The organism is Agrococcus pavilionensis RW1, assembly GCF_000400485.1.
GTDB classification, from domain to species: domain Bacteria; phylum Actinomycetota; class Actinomycetes; order Actinomycetales; family Microbacteriaceae; genus Agrococcus; species Agrococcus pavilionensis.
Genome location: NZ_ASHR01000004.1, coordinates 71,488 through 90,833, shown reverse-complemented (window position 1 = coordinate 90,833; position 19,346 = coordinate 71,488). Strand labels below are relative to the sequence as shown.

28 protein-coding genes are annotated in these 19,346 nt (G+C 74.2%); 14 read left to right on the top strand and 14 right to left on the bottom strand.

The window, feature by feature from the left end:
• Window positions 1–10: 10 nt before the first annotated feature.
• The 3 genes from L332_RS16920 to L332_RS16910 are packed head-to-tail and all read right to left on the bottom strand — an operon-like array spanning window position 11 to window position 3,114.
• Complete coding sequence (locus L332_RS16920; protein WP_021009416.1) at window positions 11–1,066, bottom strand: hypothetical protein; 1,056 nt, start codon at window positions 1,064–1,066, stop codon at window positions 11–13.
• A complete protein-coding gene (locus tag L332_RS16915) occupies window positions 1,063–1,977 on the bottom strand; it encodes a diacylglycerol/lipid kinase family protein (protein WP_021009415.1) in 915 nt (304 codons plus the stop codon). Before L332_RS16915 ends, L332_RS16920 begins: the two co-directional genes overlap by 4 nt.
• 9 nt (window positions 1,978–1,986) lie before the next feature.
• Window positions 1,987–3,114, bottom strand: coding sequence for a DNA glycosylase AlkZ-like family protein (locus L332_RS16910; protein WP_021009414.1), 1,128 nt, complete (start codon window positions 3,112–3,114; stop codon window positions 1,987–1,989).
• A gap of 78 nt (window positions 3,115–3,192) precedes the next feature.
• On the opposite strand from L332_RS16910, the gene L332_RS16905 reads away from it, so the two are divergent.
• On the top strand, window positions 3,193–4,263 hold the full coding sequence (locus L332_RS16905; RefSeq protein ID WP_021009413.1) for a trans-sulfuration enzyme family protein: 1,071 nt from the start codon (window positions 3,193–3,195) through the stop codon (window positions 4,261–4,263).
• 9 nt (window positions 4,264–4,272) lie between these two features.
• Window positions 4,273–4,452 carry a hypothetical protein gene (locus tag L332_RS16900; protein WP_021009412.1) on the top strand — a complete coding sequence of 60 codons (180 nt, stop codon included), beginning with the start codon at window positions 4,273–4,275 and terminating at the stop codon, window positions 4,450–4,452.
• Window positions 4,453–4,491: 39 nt separating this feature from the next.
• On the opposite strand, the gene L332_RS16895 is transcribed toward L332_RS16900, so the two are convergent.
• From L332_RS16895 to L332_RS16885, 3 genes are all read right to left on the bottom strand, one after another.
• Window positions 4,492–5,028 (bottom strand): COG4315 family predicted lipoprotein, encoded by a 537-nt coding sequence (locus L332_RS16895; protein WP_021009411.1) that lies wholly within the window; start codon window positions 5,026–5,028, stop codon window positions 4,492–4,494.
• Window positions 5,029–5,094: 66 nt separating this feature from the next.
• Window positions 5,095–5,796, bottom strand: coding sequence for a zf-HC2 domain-containing protein (locus tag L332_RS16890; protein WP_021009410.1), 702 nt, complete (start codon window positions 5,794–5,796; stop codon window positions 5,095–5,097).
• The gene (locus L332_RS16885; RefSeq protein WP_021009409.1) at window positions 5,793–6,296 is read right to left on the bottom strand and encodes a sigma-70 family RNA polymerase sigma factor; all 504 of its coding nucleotides are present in this window, start codon (window positions 6,294–6,296) and stop codon (window positions 5,793–5,795) included. The genes L332_RS16890 and L332_RS16885 overlap by 4 nt, the downstream gene beginning before the upstream one ends.
• Before the next feature lie 74 nt (window positions 6,297–6,370).
• Between L332_RS16885 and L332_RS16880 the strand changes: the two genes are divergently transcribed.
• Window positions 6,371–6,883 carry a DUF2231 domain-containing protein gene (locus tag L332_RS16880; RefSeq protein ID WP_235045048.1) on the top strand — a complete coding sequence of 171 codons (513 nt, stop codon included), beginning with the start codon at window positions 6,371–6,373 and terminating at the stop codon, window positions 6,881–6,883.
• A 6-nt stretch (window positions 6,884–6,889) separates the two neighbouring features.
• Here the strand turns inward: L332_RS16880 and L332_RS16875 are convergent, their stop codons facing one another.
• Window positions 6,890–7,255 carry a hypothetical protein gene (locus tag L332_RS16875; protein WP_021009407.1) on the bottom strand — a complete coding sequence of 122 codons (366 nt, stop codon included), beginning with the start codon at window positions 7,253–7,255 and terminating at the stop codon, window positions 6,890–6,892.
• A 100-nt stretch (window positions 7,256–7,355) separates the two neighbouring features.
• Here L332_RS16875 and L332_RS16870 point away from each other — a divergent pair, with 100 nt between their 5' ends.
• Entirely contained in the window at window positions 7,356–7,880 is a 525-nt protein-coding gene (locus L332_RS16870; RefSeq protein ID WP_021009406.1) for a MarR family winged helix-turn-helix transcriptional regulator, read from the top strand.
• 127 nt (window positions 7,881–8,007) lie between these two features.
• Window positions 8,008–8,433: a GNAT family N-acetyltransferase gene (locus tag L332_RS16865; protein ID WP_052588561.1), complete on the top strand. Its 426-nt coding sequence runs from the start codon at window positions 8,008–8,010 to the stop codon at window positions 8,431–8,433.
• Window positions 8,434–8,628: 195 nt separating this feature from the next.
• Here L332_RS16865 and L332_RS29185 read toward each other — a convergent pair whose 3' ends face one another.
• Window positions 8,629–9,060 carry a type II toxin-antitoxin system Phd/YefM family antitoxin gene (locus L332_RS29185; RefSeq protein ID WP_021064839.1) on the bottom strand — a complete coding sequence of 144 codons (432 nt, stop codon included), beginning with the start codon at window positions 9,058–9,060 and terminating at the stop codon, window positions 8,629–8,631.
• A 139-nt stretch (window positions 9,061–9,199) separates the two neighbouring features.
• Between L332_RS29185 and L332_RS16860 the strand changes: the two genes are divergently transcribed.
• A complete protein-coding gene (locus L332_RS16860; protein ID WP_021009403.1) occupies window positions 9,200–10,894 on the top strand; it encodes an HNH endonuclease signature motif containing protein in 1,695 nt (564 codons plus the stop codon).
• Between the two features lie 58 nt (window positions 10,895–10,952).
• Here L332_RS16860 and L332_RS16855 read toward each other — a convergent pair whose 3' ends face one another.
• From L332_RS16855 to L332_RS16845, 3 genes are all read right to left on the bottom strand, one after another.
• Complete coding sequence (locus L332_RS16855) at window positions 10,953–11,153, bottom strand: hypothetical protein (protein ID WP_021009402.1); 201 nt, start codon at window positions 11,151–11,153, stop codon at window positions 10,953–10,955.
• Window positions 11,154–11,236: 83 nt separating this feature from the next.
• Window positions 11,237–11,641, bottom strand: coding sequence for a type II toxin-antitoxin system VapC family toxin (locus L332_RS16850; protein WP_021009401.1), 405 nt, complete (start codon window positions 11,639–11,641; stop codon window positions 11,237–11,239).
• Window positions 11,638–11,877 (bottom strand): type II toxin-antitoxin system Phd/YefM family antitoxin, encoded by a 240-nt coding sequence (locus L332_RS16845; RefSeq protein ID WP_021009400.1) that lies wholly within the window; start codon window positions 11,875–11,877, stop codon window positions 11,638–11,640. The genes L332_RS16850 and L332_RS16845 overlap by 4 nt, the downstream gene beginning before the upstream one ends.
• 65 nt (window positions 11,878–11,942) lie before the next feature.
• On the opposite strand from L332_RS16845, the gene L332_RS30260 reads away from it, so the two are divergent.
• The 7 genes from L332_RS30260 (at window position 11,943) to L332_RS16825 (ending at window position 16,894) form a co-directional block, all read left to right on the top strand.
• On the top strand, window positions 11,943–12,104 hold the full coding sequence (locus tag L332_RS30260; protein WP_021009399.1) for a hypothetical protein: 162 nt from the start codon (window positions 11,943–11,945) through the stop codon (window positions 12,102–12,104).
• 46 nt (window positions 12,105–12,150) lie between these two features.
• Complete coding sequence (locus L332_RS16840) at window positions 12,151–13,068, top strand: oxygenase MpaB family protein (protein WP_021009398.1); 918 nt, start codon at window positions 12,151–12,153, stop codon at window positions 13,066–13,068.
• Window positions 13,065–13,397, top strand: a complete 333-nt coding sequence (locus L332_RS0114570) for a hypothetical protein (protein ID WP_021009397.1) — start codon at window positions 13,065–13,067, stop codon at window positions 13,395–13,397. The genes L332_RS16840 and L332_RS0114570 overlap by 4 nt, the downstream gene beginning before the upstream one ends.
• Window positions 13,398–13,404: 7 nt before the next feature.
• Entirely contained in the window at window positions 13,405–14,223 is an 819-nt protein-coding gene (locus L332_RS16835; RefSeq protein ID WP_021009396.1) for a nitroreductase family protein, read from the top strand.
• 72 nt (window positions 14,224–14,295) lie between these two features.
• Complete coding sequence (locus L332_RS30520) at window positions 14,296–14,799, top strand: cupredoxin domain-containing protein (RefSeq protein ID WP_021009395.1); 504 nt, start codon at window positions 14,296–14,298, stop codon at window positions 14,797–14,799.
• A gap of 35 nt (window positions 14,800–14,834) precedes the next feature.
• Window positions 14,835–15,353, top strand: a complete 519-nt coding sequence (locus tag L332_RS16830) for a metallophosphoesterase family protein (protein ID WP_021009394.1) — start codon at window positions 14,835–14,837, stop codon at window positions 15,351–15,353.
• Between the two features lie 56 nt (window positions 15,354–15,409).
• Window positions 15,410–16,894 carry a serine/threonine-protein kinase gene (locus tag L332_RS16825; RefSeq protein WP_021009393.1) on the top strand — a complete coding sequence of 495 codons (1,485 nt, stop codon included), beginning with the start codon at window positions 15,410–15,412 and terminating at the stop codon, window positions 16,892–16,894.
• 53 nt (window positions 16,895–16,947) lie between these two features.
• Here the strand turns inward: L332_RS16825 and L332_RS16820 are convergent, their stop codons facing one another.
• Together L332_RS16820 and L332_RS16815 are read right to left on the bottom strand one after the other, a co-directional pair.
• Window positions 16,948–17,697 carry an alpha/beta fold hydrolase gene (locus L332_RS16820; protein ID WP_021009392.1) on the bottom strand — a complete coding sequence of 250 codons (750 nt, stop codon included), beginning with the start codon at window positions 17,695–17,697 and terminating at the stop codon, window positions 16,948–16,950.
• Entirely contained in the window at window positions 17,694–18,116 is a 423-nt protein-coding gene (locus L332_RS16815; protein WP_021009391.1) for a GNAT family N-acetyltransferase, read from the bottom strand. The genes L332_RS16820 and L332_RS16815 overlap by 4 nt, the downstream gene beginning before the upstream one ends.
• A 66-nt stretch (window positions 18,117–18,182) precedes the next feature.
• On the opposite strand from L332_RS16815, the gene L332_RS16810 reads away from it, so the two are divergent.
• Window positions 18,183–18,665, top strand: a complete 483-nt coding sequence (locus L332_RS16810; protein WP_021009390.1) for a pyridoxamine 5'-phosphate oxidase family protein — start codon at window positions 18,183–18,185, stop codon at window positions 18,663–18,665.
• Between the two features lie 77 nt (window positions 18,666–18,742).
• Here L332_RS16810 and L332_RS16805 read toward each other — a convergent pair whose 3' ends face one another.
• Window positions 18,743–19,312 carry an ASCH domain-containing protein gene (locus L332_RS16805; protein ID WP_021009389.1) on the bottom strand — a complete coding sequence of 190 codons (570 nt, stop codon included), beginning with the start codon at window positions 19,310–19,312 and terminating at the stop codon, window positions 18,743–18,745.
• Window positions 19,313–19,346: the final 34 nt, after the last annotated feature.

Genomic DNA, 19,346 nt, shown 5'->3' with positions numbered 1-19,346 from the left:
TGGTCAGCGCTCAGGTCATCGGCGCGCCGTCGGCGGCGACGGCGAGCAGCACCCGGTCGCGCGAGGGCGCGTCGAGCAGCCCGAGGTCGTGCGCCACGCGCGCGGCCTCGTCGTAGTCGCGGAAGAAGCGGATCCCGCCGGCCTCGAGCTCGGCGCGCGCCTCGCCCTCGACCGGCACGACCTCGTGGATGAGCACCGCGACCCCGTGCACCCCGCCGAGCCGCAGCATCTCGGCCCCCACCTGCGGATCGGCCTGGCCGCTGTCGCCGATGAACATGAAGCGGCACTCGGGGAAGAGCGCGCGCTCGCGCACGAAGTTCTGCAGCTTGCGGGCCTGGATCGACTGCTTCGTGAACAGGTTGAGGAACGAGCCGCCGAGCACGGTGTGCGGCGGGAGGCCGAGGCCGGAGAGCCCGTTCCGCGTGTACTGCTCGATGAGCCCGCGGGGGCCCTCCGGTCGAGCCGTGACGAACGTGAGATCGCCCGGCCGCGAGGGCTGCGAGGCGTGGCCCTCGTCGAGCTCGATGAGCAGCTCGACGACGCCGGGGTAGACCGAGCCGCGCGGGAAGCGGGTCTCGTGCAGCATCGCGCGCACCGTGTCGTCGATGTCGCACAGGATGCGCAGGTCGGGCACGGGGGAGTCGGCGGCCTCAGCCGCGATGTGCGCGAGCACCGCCTCGCGATCGGCTGGCGTGAGTCGCTCGAAGACGACGTGCTCGAGGTCGTGCCGGTCGCCCGTCGAGTTGAGCAGGTACTTCATGTCGCGGAACGGCCCGCCCGTGAGCGAGAGGAGGCACGAGCGGATGCCGCGGGAGATGACCGCGCTCGGCGCGAGCTCGCGCAGCGCGTGCACGACTCGCGCGCGCATCCTCGGGCTCAGCTCGGCCACGCGCTCGACGCACAGGAGCTCGACGAGCTGCCGGCGCTCGGCGCGGCGGAACAGGCCGGTGATGCGGTTGCCGGCGATCGCCGCGACGGTGCGCTCGAGGTCGATCTGAGCGAGCATGGGCTCGAGCCGTCCTGCGGGAGCGCTGCGGAGCCGAGCGAGGGCCTGGTCGGGAGTCACGCCCTCGATCCTGGCATCCGCACGCTGAGCGCGGCGCGGTCGATGCGCGCGTCGAGCCGATCGACGGGCTTCGCCGCGTCGCCGTCGATCTGCACCGGCAGCGGGGCGTCGACCGCACCGAGCGTCACGCGCTCGACGGTGCGGTGGCGCAGCACGCCCTCGGCGCGCGCGATGCCGGCGCCGGCGGCCGCGATGCGCCCCCAGTGCGCGAGATGGCGAGGGCTCACGGTCGCGACGTGGAGCGAGCCGTCGTCGAGCCGCGTGCCCGGCAGCACCGAGAGGCCGGCGGGGATGCGCGCCGCGTTGTGCACGAGCACGCTCCACGCGCGCGTCGACTCGATCGCGCCGCCGTCGAAGCGCCCGCGCACGGCGAAGCTCGGGTGGCCGAGCCTGCCGAGGCCGGCCGCGATGTAGGAGGCCCAGCCGAGCCGCCGCTTCGCGAGCAGCGATGCCGCCTCGACGGCGAGCGCGTCGTGACCGACGCCGACGACGACGAGGAACGGCCGCTCCTCCTCGCGCGCGCCGGCCCGGCTGAGCACGACGCGGCCGAGGTCGACGCGCGAGGTCGGGCCCGAGACCGCCGCTCGCGCGGCCGACTCGACGTCGCGCAGCGGCAGGTCGAGGTTGCGCGCGAAGAGGTTGGCGGTGCCGGCGGGCACGATGCCGAGCGGCACGCCCGAGTGGGCGAGCACGGCCGCGACCTCGCGCACGGTGCCGTCCCCGCCGACCGCGACGACCGCATCCGCCCCCGACCGCAGCGCATCGCGCGCCTGCCGACCGCCGGTCGCATCCGGCTCTGTCGGCAGCACGCGCGCGTCGGCGCCCGATCGCGCCGCCTCGCGCAGCACCGCGTCGACGCCGCGCGCGAAGCCGCGAGCGGTCGGGTTGCCGATCACGGCGATGGCGGGCACCGCGCCAGGCTAGCGAGGCTCGGCCGCGCCGTCGGCGAGCGCGAGCCGGCCGCCGAGCCACGCGGCGAAGCGCTCGAGCTCGTCGAGCACGGCCGAGCGGAGCCGGCCGTCGGGCTCGACGTCCCAGTGGATGCGCGCGACCCGCAGCGCGCCGACGTCGCGGTCGGTGCGCGCGTCGACCTTGCCGACGAGCGCGCCGCCGTCCAGGATCGGCAGCGCGTGCACGCCCCAGCGGCGCTTGGCAGCCGGCGTGTACTGCTCGAGCGCGTACTCGAAGCCCCACAGCTCGCGCATGCGGCGGCGGTCGGCGATGAGGCGGTCGAGGGGCGAGAGCAGCACGACCCGGCCCGTGAAGCCGGCCGGGGTCGCGCCGTCGGCGAGCCGCCACTCGCCGCGTGTGCCCTCCACGCGGACGCGCTCGCCCGCGTCGCCGACGTGGGTGGGCCGCGCGACGCCGAGCGAGCGCAGCCAGCGGCGCTGCCACGTCTCGAGCGCGGCAGCGGCGTCGGGCGCCTCGACGGGCGGCAGCACGCGCTCGGCGAGGTCCCACACGCGCAGCTGCCCGAGCCGCTCGACCACGACGACCTCGCCCCGCACCTGCAGCAGCTCGAGCATCATCGCGACGTCGCGGCCGGTGTTCCACCCGCTCGAGCGGTAGGGCACGTCGGCGGTGTCGGGGATCTCGCCCTGGGGGAGCGGCCCGTCGGCGCGGAGCTGCTCGAGCACCCGCTCGCGGAAGCCGTCGTTCGCCTCGAGCCACGCGCGGCTCCCCTCGCCGATCGCCTCGGGCGCGCGGCCGAGCGCGCGCAGCCACGGCAGGTCGCGCATCGCGCGCAGCCCGATCGCCCATGCCTCCATCGGGTGCCGGTGCGGGCCGAGGTGCTCGAAGAGCGACTGCTCGACCTCGACAGCGCGCCGCACGCCGCCCGGGTCGATCTCGGGCAGCCGCGAGAGCGCGATGTGCTCGGCGGACGGGCACACGATGTCGGTCGGGTTGAGCGGCAGCAGCGTCAGCTGCGCGACGACCTCGGCGAGCTCCTCCGAGCCGTCGACGAGCGCGCGGTCGGCGTCGAGCAGCTGCGCGCGCACCGCGATGCGACGCGCCTCCTCGCGCGAGATGGAGCGGACCGTCGCCACGCGACGACGGTAGCCGAGGCTGCCGACACGAGGCGCCCGCGCGAGGCCGGCGGCCCCTTGCGATGGGAGGATGGCGCAATGCGAGATGAGCGCCTGCGCCCCGAGACCGTCGTCGTGAGCGCGGGCCGCCCGCCCCACGTGCCGGGCGCGCCGTTCAGCGAGCCGGTGACCTTCGCGAGCGCCTTCGTCGCGGGCGGCGACCCCGAGTACGCCCGCTACGGCAACCCGACCTGGACGGCGTTCGAGGATGCGCTCGGCGCGCTCGAGGGCGGGGAGTGCGTCTCGTTCGCGAGCGGCATGGCGGCGGTGAGCGCCGTCGCCGCGCTCGTGCCGCACGGCGGCGCCGTCGTCGTCCCGCGCCACGCCTATCAGCACACGCTCGCGCTGCTCGACGGCGGCGCCGCGGACGGGCGCTTCGAGGTGCGCCGCGTCGACATCGCCGACGTCGACGCGGTCGAGGCGGCGATGCCGGGCGCGGCGATGGTGTGGATCGAGTCGCCGACGAACCCCGCGCTCGAGGTCGCCGACGTCGAGCGGCTCGCCGCGTCCGCGCGCGCTGCGGGTGCGCTGAGCGTCGTCGACAGCACCTTCGCGACCCCACTCCTGCAGCGCCCGCTCGGCCAGGGCGCCGACGTCGTCGTGCACTCGGTCACGAAGCTCATCGCGGGGCACAGCGACATCGTGCTCGGCGCGGTCGTGGCCGACGATCCCGACCTCGCCGCGCGCATCCGCCACCACCGCGGGCTGCACGGCGCCATCCCCGGCCCGATGGAGTCGTTCCTCGCGCTCCGGGGGCTGCGCACGCTCTCGGTGCGACTCGAGCGGGCGGCGACGAACGCGCGCGATCTCGCCGCGCGGCTCGAGAACGTGCCCGGCGTCGTCGAGGTGCGCGACCCGGGCTTCGGCACCGTGCTCGCGATCGTGCTGCGCGACGCCGCGACCGCCGATCGCGCGGTCGATCGCGTGCGGCTCTGGATCCCCGCGACGAGCCTCGGCGGCGTCGAGTCGACGCTCGAGCGGCGGCGCCGCTGGGCGACGGAGGCGCCGACCATCCCCGAGGGCCTCATCCGCCTCTCGGTCGGCATCGAGCACATCGACGACCTCGCCGACGACCTGCTCGGCGCGCTCGCGGGCGACGACGTCGACTAGCCTCTGAGCATGAGCCGCACCGCATGGGCCGTCATCTGCGCCATCCTCGCCGTCATCATCGCGTGGATCGTGGTCGACGTCGTCTTCAGCCTCCTGTGGTTCATCGGCAAGCTCGCGATCGTCGCCGTCGTCGCGGTCGTCGTCTTCTTCGCGCTGCGCTCGCTCATCGGGCGCCGCGCGGAGCGCTGACCGCAGCCCTCGGCAGCGGCTCGGCCTGCTGCCCGGAGGTCACTCCGCCATGCGCTCGCCGGCGGGGGAGAGCACCCACCACACGTCGTTGACGCCCTGGCCCGCGACGTCGCCCGCCGCGGAGTCGCCCGCGAAGTAGTAGAGCGGCCAGCCGTTGAGCGTCACCTGGGTCGCGCCGTCGACGCCGACGATGGTGCCGAGCTCGCCCGTGACGCCCTCCGCATCCGGCACGCCGCCGTCGGTCGTGACCGCCGGCCAGTTCGTGGCGCACTGGCCCTCGCACGTGCTCACGCCGGCGCCCTGCGTGTCGCTGTCGAACATGTAGACCGTCATCCCCTCGCCGTCGACGACGATCTCGCCGAGCGGGCTCTCGGCGACCGCGAGCTCGAACGCCGTCGCGCTCGGCTCCGCCGATCCGGTCGTGTCGGGCTCCGTCGACGGCTCGCTCGACGGCTCGGCGGCCTGCGAGGTCGCGGCAGTCGTCGGCTCCGACTCGGAGGTCGCGCTCGTGCAGCCGGCGAGCGCGACGACGAGCACTCCGGCGGCGAGCGCCGCCGCGGTGGTCCTGGTGGTCATGGCAGTTCCCTCCTCGAGCGGCCGCGGTCGCGGCCGATGGGAACACGAGACGGAGCCCCGCGCGGTTCAGGGCTCGTCGAGCTCGGCGCGCATCAGCACTGCGTCGCCGTCGTCGAGGCGGATCTCGATCGAGGCGATCTCGTCGGCGGCGAGCGCGGTCGCCGCCGCGAGCCGCGCGGTCTGCCCGGGAGCGGCCCGCCAGCTCGACACCTCGCTGGGGCGCCCAGCTCGATCGGTGAGCACGAGCACGTAGGGGAGTCCGTCCGGGGCTGCCGGGTCGGCGTCGCCCTCGTAGCTGCACTCGAGCTCGAGCCGCGTGCCCCACGCGGCCGGCTCGAGCGAGACGCTCGCTTCGAGCGGCGCGTCGACGAGCGCCTCCAGCTCGACCGACAGCGCGCCGCGGTCGTCGAGCGCTCCCGAGAGCGGCACCGCGACGGCGGCTGCGACCGCCCCTGCGGCGACGACCGAGGCCGCCCAGGTCGCGCGGCGGCGTCGCCGCTCGCGGCGGGCGCGCTCGAGCAGCCGGGCCCTGCCTCGCGAGACGCCGGGGACCTCCGCCTCCTCGGGCTCGTCGGCGAGCAGCGCGGCGGCGCGCTCGGGCTCGACCTGCGCGAGCAGCCCGAGCGTCGGCGCGATCTCGGCGATCGCGCGCGCGCAGCGGTCGCAAGCGTCGAGGTGCTCCTCGAAGGCGCGGCGATCGGTGGGGCTCAGCGCCCCGAGCACGTAGGCGGCGTCCCATTCGGCGAACCGCGCGTGGTCCTCGCTCATCGCGTCACGCCCCTCTCCTGCAGCGCGAGCCGGAGGGCGCGCAGCCCGTAGTGCAGTCGCGACTTGACCGTGCCCTCCGGAACGCCGAGCTCCGCCGCGATCTCCGCGACCGAGCGGCCGCCGTAGTAGGCGCGGATGATGACCCCTCGGTGCTCGGCGCTCAGCTCGGCGAGCGCCTGGGCGATCACGAGCGCGTCGAATCGCGCGTCGATCGCATCGTCCGTGACGCGCTCGGGCAGCTCCGCGACCGCGAGCTCGTGCCGGCGGCGGGCGCTCCGCGACTCGTCGATCACGATGTGGCGCGCGACGGTGAGCATCCACGCGCGAGCGGTCTCCGGGTCGGCGAGGATCCTCGGCGTGCGCCACGCGCGCAGCAGTGTCTCCTGCACGACGTCGTCCGCGCCCGCCCGGTCGCCGGTCAGGTGCACGACGTAGCGCCACACCGGCGCGGCGTGCGAGTCGTAGAGCGCTGCCAGGCGCTCGTCGTCATCGATCGGCACGCTGCACCTCCTCGATGGAGACACGAGGCGGCGGCCCCGACGGTTCACCGTTGAACCCTCGCGAGCCTCGCTTCGTGTCACCGAGTATGGACCCGCTCACCCTCGCCGGCCCCCTCGAGGTCGCCGGCCTGCCGCTGCATCCGCTCGTCGTGCACGCCGTCGTCGTGCTCACGCCGCTCACGGCGCTCGCGCTCGTGCTCGGCAGCGTCTGGCCCGCCGCGCGGCGGCGCCTCGGCATCGTGACGCCGCTCGCGGCCCTGCTGCTCGCCGTGCTGGTGCCGGTCACGGTCGCCGCGGGCGAGGCGCTCGCCGTCGTCGTGGGCGCCCAGCCCGCGGTCGTCGCGCATGGCGACTACGGGCGGATGCTGCTGCCGTGGGTGCTCGGGATGCTCGCCGTCGCGACGGCGCAGTGGGCGTGGTTCCGCTGGGGCGAGCCACGCCTGGGTGCACGCTCCGCGGGGCGGGCGCGGCTCGTCTCGATCGTGCTCGCGGTGCTCGCAGTCGCGGTCGCCGCGGGATCGACCACGATGGTCGTGCTCATCGGCGACTCCGGCGCGCGCGCCGTGTGGGGCGGGATCCTCGGATGAAGCGGCTCAGCCGAACCGCAGGCTCGACGGCGCCACGACTCGGGCGCCCGCGTCGACCCAGCGGATCGGTCCCGTCGTCAGGGCGGGGGAGGGGCTGCCGGCCGCGAACGCGGCCTGCGCCTCACGGAGGGCGCTGAAGCGGCCGAACGAGCGACCCGCGCCGTCCACCGCGACGAACTCCTCGAGGGTCTCCTCGACGAAGCCGAGGAACGTCGTGCCCTCGGAGTCCGTCCGGCTGGCGACCCAGAGCCCGCTGCCGGGCGATGCCCACGTGATGCGGCCGGATGCGTCGTCACGACCACCGCCACGGCGCTCGTCGAGCGCGTGGAGACCGGGAGCAGAGACCTCGGGCCGAGTCATCGTGTCGGTCATGTCATGCTCCTTCGTGCGGATCGTTAGTTCGATGATCGAAATGTATCACGGTCGAACGGTAGGGTGTGCGCAGGACGGACAGACCCGATGGAGGAGCGGCATGACCCACATCGACGCGCGCGGCACGGCGAGCTCGGGCTACTGGTACCCGGGGCACGGTCGGCCGACCAGCGTCGACGTGCTGAACCTGCTGCGGCGCTACCGTGCCGCGGAGGCGCAGATGCGGGCACGCACCCGTGCGTCGATGGGCATGGGCGAGACCGATCTGCTCGCGCTGCGACTGCTGCTGCAGGCGGAGCGGCGCGGCGAGGTGCTGCGGCAGCGCGACCTCGCGTCGGCGCTCGGGCTCGCATCGCCCTCGGTGACCGCGCTCGTCGACCGGCTCGTCAAGAGCGGCCACGTGCGCCGCGAGCCGCACCCGGACGACCGGCGGGCGACGATCGTCGTGCCGACGAAGGACACCGATGACGAGGTCCGCGCGACGCTCGGCGCCATGCATCGGCGGATGATCGACGTGATCGACGCGATGGACGACGAGCAGACCGAGGCGGTGGCCGGCTTCCTCGATCGCATGGTCACCGCGGTCGAGCACGTCGACGAGCACCACGAGGCTTCCGGCGCGTAGCATCCGGGGCGCGCGGGAAGTGCCAGCGGCCAGGGCCGCGTAGGCTCGGCGAGTGACGACCAGCAGCCTCTCCGGCGGCGCGCAGCTGCGCCGCGCCCAGCCCGGCGACGAGCCGGGCATCCTCGCGATGATCCACGCGCTCGCGGTCTACGAGCGAGAGCCGGATGCGGTGGAGAACACCGCGGGGATGCTGACGGCGACGCTCTTCGGCGACGAGCCGCGAGCCTTCGCGCATGTCGTCGAGCGCGACGGCGCGATCGTCGGCATCGCGATCTGGTACCTGACGTACTCGACATGGACGGGCACGCACGGCATCTGGCTCGAGGACCTCTACGTCGACGAGGCGCAGCGCGGCCGCGGCTACGGCCGAGCGCTCATGGCGGCGCTCGCCGCGGAGTGCGTCGAGCGCGGCTACCGGCGCTTCGAGTGGACGGTGCTCGACTGGAACGAGCCGTCGATCGGCTTCTACCGCTCGATCGGCGCCGAGCCGCTCGACGAGTGGACGACGCAGCGCCTCACGGGCGATCGGCTCGAGGCGCTCGCGCAGCGCTGACGCGGTGACCCGCTCCTCCCGGCGCCTCCCGTGAAGCGCCGATAATGCACATTATGTCGGATTCGTTGGTTGCGGTAGCGCTGGCGTCTCCCCTCAGCACGCACCTCGAGAGCCGACTCGACTCACTCGCCTGCGCAGGGATCGAACGGCCCATCTCGGAAGCGACCTCGAGCATCCGGGCGTCATGCGAGACGATCACGAGGTCTTCGATGCCGGATCGCAGAGCGGTGCCGAGGTGGATCGCGTGAGCTCCGTCTTGAGCAGCCGGGACGAGACGAGCTCGTCCGACTCCGCCGCCTCCTCGAACCACGAGACCGCGCGGGCGAGAACCGCAGCATCGCGCGACCGGCGACGGACGTGTCGACGTAGAACGTCGTCATCACTCCCCCGCAGGTCGTCCAGCAGCTCGTCGATCGATGCGGCTGTCCGCAGCTCATGCCGAGGCAGGGATGCGAGGTTCGGGCGGCCCGTGCGCTTCGGTGGGATGAGCCGGGTCGACGACGCGACCGGCTCGACGCGGGCGATCGGTCGGTCGTAGGACGCGATCGTGCAGCGCTCCCCCGACTCGACGTCCCGCAGCATCTGCGCGGGATTCTGGCGGAGCTCTCGGACGGAGACGGTCTTCATGGCGCGATTGCAGGTCAATGATCGACAACTCGACCAGCAGGTCGCGGGGCATGTGGGTGGCCTCCCCTACTCTGCTCGCAAGCGAGGTCGGGAGTGGACGTGGGTGGCCCCATCTGCCCTCCTCGCGAGGGAGGCAGCGATGTCGAGCACCGAGCAGGCCAGAGCGGCAGTCGAGGCCGCTCGCGCGCTGCTCGCGGATGCTCCGTCCTTACCCTCCGCGCCGCGCGATGTCGTCATCGAGGTGCTCGGGAGGGTCGCCGAGCTCTCACGCATCGTCGACGCGCTGCAGGTGCGGCTCACGCACGAGGTCGAGGAGCGCTCGCAGGGCCCGACTGACGAGCCGCTGTGCCTCGTGCTGGGCGCGCGGCATCCGAAGGAGGCGGTCGGCAGGGCCTTCGGCGTCCGTCCCGGCCGCGCGCTCGACCTGCTGCTGATGGCGCGCGCGATATCCCCGTCAATCGGGATCACCGGCGCCACTATTCCGGCGAAGTACCCCGCGGTCGCGGGCGCGCTCGCCGAAGGCGAGATCTCGTTCGCGCAAGCGCAGGCGATCGTCACGGGCCTGGAGCCCGCGGCGCCGCGCGCGCACGTCGAGCAGCTCGCCGCCGCGGAGCAGTCGCTCGTCGGCCACGCGACCGATCCGGGCATGCCGCTGCCGCCGGAGCAGCTGACCGTGCTCGCGCGCCGCTGCGTCGCGCTGCTCGACCCCGACGGGGTGCTGCCCAACGATGAGCGGCAGCGGGCGATGCGGTACTTGCGCATCCGGCAGCAGCCCGACGGGTCGTGGCTGACGACCATGCGCTCGCCCGCCGAGGAGGGTTCGAAGCTCAAGGCGATGGCGGATGCGTGGGGCGGCCCGCGCGTGAAGGTCGCCTTCCACGACGACAAGTGCGCCAGCGGCGGCTGCGACGGCAAGGCCTGCGACGGCGAGGCCTCGCTCGACGACCGCACGCCCGAGCAGAAGATGCACGACGCGTTCATCGCCATGGTCACCGCGCACGCCGGCTCCGGCGACGCGCCGGTCGCCGGCGGCGAGCCGCCCGTGCTCACCTTCGTCGGCACCATCGACGCGTACGACGCCCACGTGCTGGGCCTGTCCCACCCCGAGCGGACCCTCACGATCGAGCACACCGGCTGCCCGGTCCCGATCGAGGGCGTCGACCAGCTCCTCTGCCACGCCGCGATCGAGCAGCTGATCGTCGACGAGCACGGCCACCCGCTGTGGCTCGGCCGCACCAAGCGCATCTTCAACCGCGCGCAGCGGCGCGCGCTCGCCAAGCGCGACAAGGGCTGCCGCGTGCCCGGCTGCGGCATGCCGGCCGCCTGGTGCGAAGCGCATCACATCGTGCCCTGGCAGCTCGGCGGCAAGACCGACATCGACAACGGCATCCTCGTCTGCAGCTTCCACCACCACGAGATCCACGCCGGCCGACTGCGAGTCGAGAAGGCCGGACCGGGGCCGGGCCAATGGCGGATCATCGCCGAGCTCCAGCCCGGCCGCACCCGCACCGCCGTCGCAGCATTCGCGGGCCTGCAGACACCGCCCGAGTTGCCGCAGAGCCTCGAAGCAGCCGCGCCGGCATCGCTCGCGGTGAAGCTGCCCGACCTTCCCGTGCGCGGCGGCGAGCCGCGCCACGCGCTCCCCGCCGAGCCTGCCGCCTCGGTCTCGGCAGGGCAGGTCGACCGATGCATCCGGCCACCGCGGCGTCAGCGGCGGTCGAGCATCGTGACCGAGCGGCGGCTCCGCGCACTGCTCGAGCGGCACGGCCGTGCTCGAGAGCACCGCGCCCGCGCCGACGTGCTGCCGAGACCGGGGATCGTGCTGCGCCGCTGATCGCCATCGCATCGCGCACGCGACTGCACGCTCTCCGCGCACCTCGCTCCCGATCCCTCTAGGGCCCGGCGACCTCGGCGGTCGGCTCGAACGGCGTCCAGCTCGGACGCCCGGCGTCGACGAGCGCGTCGCCGGACAGCCCGCGCTTGGCGAGCCCGCCTCCCATGGCGGCCATCTCGTCGATGTGCGATTCGACGAAGGCCCATCCGAAGGCGATCTGCAGGCCGACCGCGGCGACATGGCGGCTGCTGAACGTCACGGAGCACTCCCCGTCACGAGTCACGGCGGGTCTGTGGATGGAACAGCCTCGACGATCCGTGGTTGCCGACTTCGTCCGGCGCGTCACTCCTCGAGCGCTAGGGCGACGCCCGCAGTCGTCGCGGCACGACGCAGCGCCGCGCCCCGAGTCGCGAGCGGCACGGCGCGGACCATCGCCGCGTCCAAGTAGGCAGCGTCGTACGCCGTGAGCTCGAATCGACTCGCGAGGTCCATGAGCCGGTCGGCTGCTCCATCGACGACGTCGAGCGCGAGCCGGTCGAGCGTGCTCAGGAAGCGCTTCGAAGCGGCAGCGCTGATGCGGTCCCGGCGAGCGGCGAGCACCAGCACGTTCGCGACCTCGTAGCGCCAGAGCGTTGGGACCACGCCGCCCCATCGAACGACGCGCGCGAACACGTCGTCGCTCGCGTCGCTCGCCTCGTCCTCGAAGCACCACGACATCGTCACCGAGGCATCGATGACGACCGTCACCGGCGCCCCTCTTCGATCAGGTCTCGCACTCCCCCGCCGCCGAGCGTCCGCCCTGCCCTGGCCTCCCGCATCTCCTGCACCAGCTCTTCGACGCTCTGGGAACCGGCGTTGCTGACGGGGACGAGGCGCGCGACGGGGCGACCGTGCCGCGTGATGGTGACCGTGGCACCGCGCTCGACCTCCGCGAGGATACGCGGCAGATGCGTCTTCGCCTCGTACACGCCGATCGTCGTCATGCAGTCAGACTAGTCGCAGACCTGATCTGCGACCACCTCTCGGTCTGCACGGCTACGATGGCGCCATGCAGCTCCTCGTCGCCGCCTCCGCCGCCGCCCACGACGCGGGCATCCCGCTCGACGACCCGATGAACCTCTTCATCATCGCCTCGAGCCTCGTGACGGCGCTCGCGTTCGTCGGCATCGCGGGCGCGTTCGTCATGACCGCGCTCGGCCGAGCCGACTGAACCCAGAACGCGCGGCTCGCAGAGCGTCGGCTGGCATGCTGACGGCATGGCGATGAGGCTGCGCGCGCGACTGCTCGAAGCGCTCGCCGGCGACCCCGAGGGCTCCCCCGCGTGGATCCGCGAGCTCGCCGAAGGCGACGACGCGGGCCACTTCGCCGAGGACGGCGCAGCCTGGACCGTGCACGGCAGCATGGCGACGCTCGTCGCCGGCATCCGCGCGCTGCTGCTGCAGGCGCTGCACCCGGGCGCGATGGCGGGCGTCCACGACCACTCGACGTACCGGCAGGACCCGCTCGGCCGGCTCTCCGGCACGGTCCGCTGGGTCGTCTGCCTCACCTACGGCTCCACCGCGCAGGCCGAGCGCGAGACCGCGCGCGTCGGCCGCTTCCACTCCCGCGTGCAGGGTGCCTACGTCGATGGCCGCGGCGACGAGCGCTCCTACAGCGCCGCCGACCCCGTGCTCGCCGACTGGGTGCACCTCGCCTTCGCCGACGCCTTCCTCACGTGCCAGGAGACGTGGGGCGAGCGGATGCCTGACGGCGGCCGGATCCCGGGCGGCCCCGATGCGTACGTGGCCGAGTGGGCGACCGCCGGGCGGCTCATGAGCGTCGACGATCCGCCGAGCACGGCCGCCGAGCTGCGCCGCCGCATCGACGGCTACCTCGAGCGCGGCGAGCTCCGCAGCGACGAGCGCGTGCGCGAGGTCGTCTCGTTCCTGCGCCGCCCGCCTGTCGGCGGCATCGCCGGCCTCGGCTACCGGCTGCTGTTCGCCGGCGCGGTCGCGACCCTCCCCCGCCGCTACCGCCAGCTGCTCGGCGTCCGCCGCTCGCCGCTGCCCGTCGTCTCCCTCACGCGCGTCGTGCTCGCGATCGCGGGTCGCGCGCTCGCGAGCGGTGAGGGCCAGCGCGCGCAGGATTGGGCGCGCCTGCGCCTCCGCCGGCTCGAGCGAGAGCGCGCCGCGTGAGCGCCGCCCGCTCGCTCGCGACCGTCGCGGGCGCCGTCTACGGCTCGACCGCGATGCTCGGCGTCGGCCTAGCGACCGGCCTGTGGCGCAACGAGCAGAACCGCTGGGTCCACCACGTCGGCTACGTCGCCGCGGTCGCGCTCACGTCGGCGACCGTCGCGGTGAGCGCCCTGCGCGAGCACGACGGCACGCGCGCCGCGCTCGCGGCCGCGGCGCTCGTGCCGCTCACGGCGCTCCCCCGCGTCTCGACGCGCTCGCGGAGGCATCCGCTCGTCGCGCTCACCGCCGCCCCGTGGCTCATCGCCGCCATCGCCCGCCGACCCCGATAGGAGCATCGTGGAGCTCATCGACGCCATCCGCCGCCGCCGCACGACGAACGGCGCGTTCCTGCCCGAACCGGTGAAGGAGGAGCACCAGCGCCTGCTGATCGAGATGGCCGGCCGCGCGCCCTCGCAGCTCAACAGCCAGCCGTGGCGGTTCGTCATCACGGAGGACCGCGCGACGATCGAGCGCGTGGCTGCGATCAGCGGCGAGAGCATGACCGAGGCGATGTCGAACGGCACGTTCTTCGAGCGCTACAAGCGCTACTTCCGCTTCTCGCAGCGCGAGATGGACGAGCGCCGCGACGGCATGCTCTTCGACAGGCTGCCAGCGCCGCTGCGCCCCTTCACGAGCCAGGTGTTCACCTCCGGCGGTCAGCGGCTCATGAACGCGATGCGCGTGCCGCACACGCTCGGCGAGGAGAACCGCAAGCTCGTCGCCGGCTCCCCGCTCATGCTCGCCGTCATGCTCGACCGCGCCGAGCACCGCCCGGGCGAGCTCTCCTCCTTCTACTCGCTCTTCAGCATGGGCGCGGCGATGGAGAACCTCTGGCTCACGACGGTCGAGCTCGGGATGGGCATCCAGTTCGTCTCGTTCCCGATGGAGGTGCCCGGGCAGTGGGAGCGGCTCGTCGAGCTCTTCCGCGTGCCCGACCACCTCGAGCTCATGGCCGTCTACCGCCTCGGCTACGTGCCCGAGGAGCGCCGCCGCCCCCGCATCGACTGGACGAGCTCCGAGCGCCGCCTGCCCTCGCAGATCGTCTTCCGCGACACGTGCGACACCCCCCAGCTCGGCTGGGACGATGCGCAGGTCACCCCGCGCCACGACGACTGATCGGCCACTTGCCGCCGAGCCCAGGCAGTGCCAGGCTCCTCGCGAGAGAGCGTGCTCGAGGACGGAGATCGGATGCGTCATCCCCGCGGCGTCGTGATCGCACTCACGAGCGCGCTCGCGCTCGCGCTCGCCGGGTGCGCGGGCGGCTCTGCCGAGCCGACGGCCGAGAGCGCCGGCGCGCAGAGCCCCGGCGCGGAGGGCCCGGCCACTGAAGCGCCTGCCGCCTCGACGCCCGCGCCGGGGGCGGAGCCATCGCCCGGGAGCGGGGCGCCCGCGGAGGCGACGCCGCTCACCGGCGTCGTCGGCACCGACGACGACCCCGAGGCCTACGCGATCGCGCTGCTCGACGCATCCGGAGCCCCGGTCGAGTCGCTCCCGGCCGGCACCTACGCGCTCACGTTCGCCGACCGCTCGAGCATGCACAACTTCCGCTTGCGCGGACCCGGCGTCGACGTCGCGACCGAGGTCGCGGGCTCCGACGAGTCGACCGTCGAGGTGACGCTCGAGCCCGGCACCTACGAGATCGTGTGCGACCCGCACGCCGGCACGATGCGCGCCGAGATCGAGGTCACCTGAGCGCTTCCCGCGGGGCGGTGCGCGAGGATGGCGCGGTGACGACCCGCCTGCTGCTCCTCAGCGACACGCACCTGCCGAAGCGCGCGAAGGCGCTGCAGGAGCAGGTGTGGCGGCTCGTCGACGAGGCGGATGCGGTCGTCCACGCGGGCGACTGGGTCGCGGAGTCGTTCCTCGACGAGCTCGAGTCGCGCGCCCGGCGGCTGATCGGCGTCGCGGGCAACAACGACGGGCCGGCGCTGTGGGCGCGGCTCGGCGGCGAGGCGCGCGTGGAGCTCGACGGCGTCCGCATCGCGGTCGTGCACGAGACCGGGGCGGCCGCCGGGCGCGAGCGCCGCTGCGACGAGCGCTTCGGACCGGGTTCCGCCGAGCCGTGCGACGTGCTCGTCTTCGGCCACTCGCACATCCCGTGGGACTCGGTCACGCCCGGAGGCGTGCGGCTGCTCAACCCGGGCTCCCCGACCGACCGGCGCCGCCAGCCGGTCGGCACCGTCATGACCGCGACGGCCGACGACGGGCAGCTGCGCGATGTGCGGCTCGTCGAGACGCCGCGCTGACGTGGAGGGGATGCTCGGGTTGCCCGCGTAGCGTCCCTCGCGGACAGGGGGACGCGATGATCGCGACAGGAGCCGATCCGCTCGCGCCGGGGCGGCTGCTCGCCGAGCGCTACCGCATCGGACCGATGCTGGGCTCGGGCGGCACCGCGGCCGTGCACCGAGCGACCGACGAGCTGCTCGGGCGGACGGTCGCGGTCAAGGCCGTCGTGCGCCCGGTCGGCGACGACGCGGCCGAGCGCCGCGAACGGGCCGAGATCGAGCTGCTCGCCTCGCTGCACCACCGCTCGCTCGTGACGCTCTTCGACGCGGGCACGGCGCTCGTCGACGGGCTGCCTGTCTCGTTCCTCGTGATGGAGCTCGTCGAGGGGCCGAGCCTCGCGCAGCGGCTCGACGAGGGGCCGCTGCCGCCGGCCGACGTCGAGCGGCTCGCGCGCGACCTCGCAGAGGCGCTCGCGGTCGTGCACGCGCACGGCATCGTGCACCGCGACGTCAAGCCCGCGAACGTGCTCCTCTCCCCCGCTCCGCTGCATCGCGGCGCGTTCGACGCGAAGCTCGCCGACTTCGGCATCGCCGCGCTCGTCGGCGGCGAGCGGCTCACGGCGACGGGCACCGTGCTCGGCACCGCGGCGTACCTGAGCCCCGAGCAGGCGACCGGCACGCGCGTCGACGCCGCCTCCGACATCTACTCCCTCGGCCTCGTGCTGCTCGAGGCGCTCACCGGTCGGCGCGAGTACCCCGGCTCGCTCGTCGAGTCGCTCAGCGCGCGCCTCGCGCGCGACCCCGAGATCCCCGGCGAGCTCGGCTACCGCTGGAAGTCGCTGCTGACCGCGATGACGACGCGAGACCCGGCGCAGCGGCCGAGCGCGGCGGCCGTGCTCGAGCGGCTCTCCGCGCCGGAGGCGAGCGCCGACGCGACGGCAGCGACGACCGCTGCCGCGGCTGCCGCGCTCGGCGCGTCGGGCGCGATCGCAGCCGGGGCGACCGCCGCCTCGAGCGCCGCAGCTGCCGATGCGACGCAGCGCTTGACCGCGGAGGCGGCCGTGACGACCGCCCGCACCGCGGTGGCCCCGCCGCGACGACGCAGGCGCAAGCGCGGGCTCGTGCTCGCCGCGGGCCTCGTGGCCGCCGGAGCGCTCGTGGCGATCCCGGTGCTCTCGCAGCAGCCGAGCTCGACGGCGAAGTCCCCTGTCGAGATCGAGCTCGCCGACCTCCCCGGGCTCGTGCCCGATCCCGGCGTCGCCGAGCCCGCGCTCACCGAGCCCGAGCAGGTCGCGGAGCCTGCCCAGGAGCCGGTTGCGGAGCCGGAGCCGGCGGTCGTCGTGACGCCCGTGGACGATGCCCCCGGCAACGGCAACGGCAACGGCAACGGCAACGGCAATGGCAATGGCAATGGCAATGGCAATGGCAATGGGAACGCCGGCAACGGCAACGGCAACGGCAACCCCGGCAACGGCAACAGCGGCAACGGGAACGGGAACGGCAGCGGCGGCAACGGCAGCAGCGGCAACGGCAACGGCAACGGCAACGGCAACCGGCCGTAGCGCCGCGCCCGTCCGCGAGGTCGCGAGGAGCGGAGCGGACGCCCGGGCGCGCGTCAGGCCGTGTGCGCCAGGATCGCCGACGCGACCGCTCGAGGCGCGGTGTGCTGCACGGCATGCGGATGCCCGGGCACGTGCACGAGCCTGGCTCGCGGCGCGCGATCGCGCAGCTCGCGGCTCCAGCGCAGCCCCGCGATCGGGTCGCGCTCGCCTCGCACGACGAGCAGCGGCACCTCGAGCCGCTCGACCGCCCGCTCGAGCGGGTAGCCGATCATGTGCCGCAGCTGCACGAGGTACCACGCGGGCCCCGCGCGCACGTAGTCGCTCAGGATGACGGCGTTGCCGCTCGGCGGCTCGCGGAGCCCGTCGACGAGCAGCGCCCTCGCCTGCGCGGTCGGCGTGCGGTGCCGGTGATCGGCGACGGGGCCGATCGCCACGACGAGCGAGACGAGCTCGGGCCGCTGCAGCGCGAGCTCGACGACCCACTGCGCGCCCATCGAGTGGCCGACGAGCACGATCGGGCCGGTGCCGAGCGAGTCGAGCGCCTCGCCGAGCGCTCCGGCCATCGTCGGCACGTCGACGTCGCGATCGGGCTTCGGCATCCCGCCGAAGCCGGGCAGGTCGACCGACACGACGCGCGCGCGAGCGGCGAGCACGCCGTGCAGCCGCGCGAAGTAGCGCCGCGAGACGCCGATGCCGTGCACGAGCACGACCGTCGGCAGCGTCCGGTCGGGTGCCCACGCATCCGCCGTCAGCCGGAACGCGAGGTCGCCGACGTCGACGCGGTGCGCGCGCCGGCGCCTCACGCGGCGTCCGGGCCGGGCAGGTCGAGCGTCATCCCGAGCGGGTCGCCGGTCGCGGCGGCGAAGCCGAGCTCCTCGTAGACCGACACCGCCTCGGGGCTCGAGAACAGGCCGACGACCGCCTCGGCCGGCGCCTCGGCGCGCACGTGGTCGAGCAGCCGCTCGACGATCCGCGTGCCGATGCCCTGCTCCGACGCATCCGGATCGACCATGACGTCCTGCACGTACCAGTAGCGCACGCCGTCGCCCACGAGCCGGCCGACGCCGACCGGGCGGTCGCCGTCGCGCACGACGACGCCGTGGAGCGAGCGCTCGAGCGAGCGGTCGATCGTCGCCCAGTCGAAGTGGTCGAGCCAGCCGACCGCCTCGGCGACCGCGCGCTGCTCCGCCGCGGTCGGGATGCGGTCCTCGAACGTGATCATGCCGCGACCCTAGGCCACTCAGCCTGAGTCCAGGCCGCGTCCAGGGCCCGATGCGAGCGTGAGGGCATGACCGATCACACCGATGAGCTCAAGACCATCACCGACATCATGCGCTCGACGAAGGTCGCGTCGCTCGCGTACGTCTCGCAGCAGGGCGACCTCGTCTCCGTGCCGATGGGCACGCAGGACTTCGAGCACCCGCACACGGTCTGGTTCCTGACCGAGCGCTCGACCGAGAAGGTCGCCGCGATCGCCGCCGACCCGCGCGTCAACGTGCACTACGCGGGCAAGGGCGGCTGGGTGTCGCTCGCCGGCACGGCGCGCTTCGTCGACGACCGCGAGAAGCTGCGCCAGCTGTGGGATGCGTCGGCGGATGCGTTCATGAGCGGGAAGCCGGAGGACCCCGACAACGGCCTGCTCGAGATCACGGCGTCGAGCGCCGAGTACTGGGACTCCCCCGGCGCGGTCGCCGTCGCGGTGCAGCTCGTGAAGGGCATCGTGAGCGACGAGCAGCCCGACATGGGCGAGTCCGGCGTCGTGCGCCTCTGAGCCCGCCCCTGCTCATCGAGGAGGCCCGGAGGGCCGCATCGAGGTGATCGCTGGTCTCGATGCGCCGGCTGCGCCGGCTACTCGACCAACGGGTGGTGCGCGCGCTGCGCCGGCTGCTCGACCAACGGGGTGGCGTCGGCGAGCTCCGGCGGCCAGACGACCGCGAAGCGCTCGAAGACGATCTCGTCGTCCTCCGACCACGTCGCGCCGCGCGCGGCGGCGGTGCGCGTCCAGTATCGGCGGTGCTCGCGCTGCCACGACTCGAGCGAGCGGTCGTCCTCACCCTCGTCGGCCGCGAAGGCGGCGTCGGCGCTGCCGAACGGCCCGATGCGCAGCTCGACGCTCCGGAGAATCGCGCGTGGCCGGCCGGCACCGTCGCACGCGATCCAGTGGGAGCCGACGCGCGGCAGCTGCTCCCCCGCCGCGACGAACTCAGCGACGAGCTCGGAGGTCGCGCGCTTGCCGCCCTCGAGCACGAGCGCGAGGAGCGCGTCGGCGAGCTCGGCCGAGTCGCCGAAGCCCTCCACGGTGTGATCGGGCGTGCCCGCGACCGCCTCGGGGTACGCGTCGGCGTAGGCGGCCCACATCGCCGCGGCGGCGTCTCGGTCGGGGGCGGCGGCGGGCACCCGGGCGCTCTCGGCGGTCATGCGCTCCATCGTGCCAGACGAGAGCGCATACGAT

Bases quoted from the DNA above. Each gene is read 5' to 3' on its own strand.
- L332_RS16905 (WP_021009413.1), top strand. From the start codon at position 3,193: ATGCGAGATGAGCGCCTGCGCCCCGAGACCGTCGTCGTGAGCGCGGGC.
- L332_RS16900 (WP_021009412.1), top strand. From the start codon at position 4,273: ATGAGCCGCACCGCATGGGCCGTCATCTGCGCCATCCTCGCCGTCATC.
- L332_RS16895 (WP_021009411.1), bottom strand. From the start codon at position 5,028: ATGACCACCAGGACCACCGCGGCGGCGCTCGCCGCCGGAGTGCTCGTC.
- L332_RS16890 (WP_021009410.1), bottom strand. From the start codon at position 5,796: ATGAGCGAGGACCACGCGCGGTTCGCCGAATGGGACGCCGCCTACGTG.
- L332_RS16875 (WP_021009407.1), bottom strand. From the start codon at position 7,255: ATGACCGACACGATGACTCGGCCCGAGGTCTCTGCTCCCGGTCTCCAC.
- L332_RS16870 (WP_021009406.1), top strand. From the start codon at position 7,356: ATGACCCACATCGACGCGCGCGGCACGGCGAGCTCGGGCTACTGGTAC.
- L332_RS16865 (WP_052588561.1), top strand. From the start codon at position 8,008: ATGATCCACGCGCTCGCGGTCTACGAGCGAGAGCCGGATGCGGTGGAG.
- L332_RS29185 (WP_021064839.1), bottom strand. From the start codon at position 9,060: ATGAAGACCGTCTCCGTCCGAGAGCTCCGCCAGAATCCCGCGCAGATG.
- L332_RS16860 (WP_021009403.1), top strand. From the start codon at position 9,200: ATGTCGAGCACCGAGCAGGCCAGAGCGGCAGTCGAGGCCGCTCGCGCG.
- L332_RS16845 (WP_021009400.1), bottom strand. From the start codon at position 11,877: ATGACGACGATCGGCGTGTACGAGGCGAAGACGCATCTGCCGCGTATC.
- L332_RS30260 (WP_021009399.1), top strand. From the start codon at position 11,943: ATGCAGCTCCTCGTCGCCGCCTCCGCCGCCGCCCACGACGCGGGCATC.
- L332_RS16840 (WP_021009398.1), top strand. From the start codon at position 12,151: ATGGCGATGAGGCTGCGCGCGCGACTGCTCGAAGCGCTCGCCGGCGAC.
- L332_RS30520 (WP_021009395.1), top strand. From the start codon at position 14,296: ATGCGTCATCCCCGCGGCGTCGTGATCGCACTCACGAGCGCGCTCGCG.
- L332_RS16825 (WP_021009393.1), top strand. From the start codon at position 15,410: ATGATCGCGACAGGAGCCGATCCGCTCGCGCCGGGGCGGCTGCTCGCC.
- L332_RS16815 (WP_021009391.1), bottom strand. From the start codon at position 18,116: ATGATCACGTTCGAGGACCGCATCCCGACCGCGGCGGAGCAGCGCGCG.
- L332_RS16810 (WP_021009390.1), top strand. From the start codon at position 18,183: ATGACCGATCACACCGATGAGCTCAAGACCATCACCGACATCATGCGC.
- L332_RS16805 (WP_021009389.1), bottom strand. From the start codon at position 19,312: ATGACCGCCGAGAGCGCCCGGGTGCCCGCCGCCGCCCCCGACCGAGAC.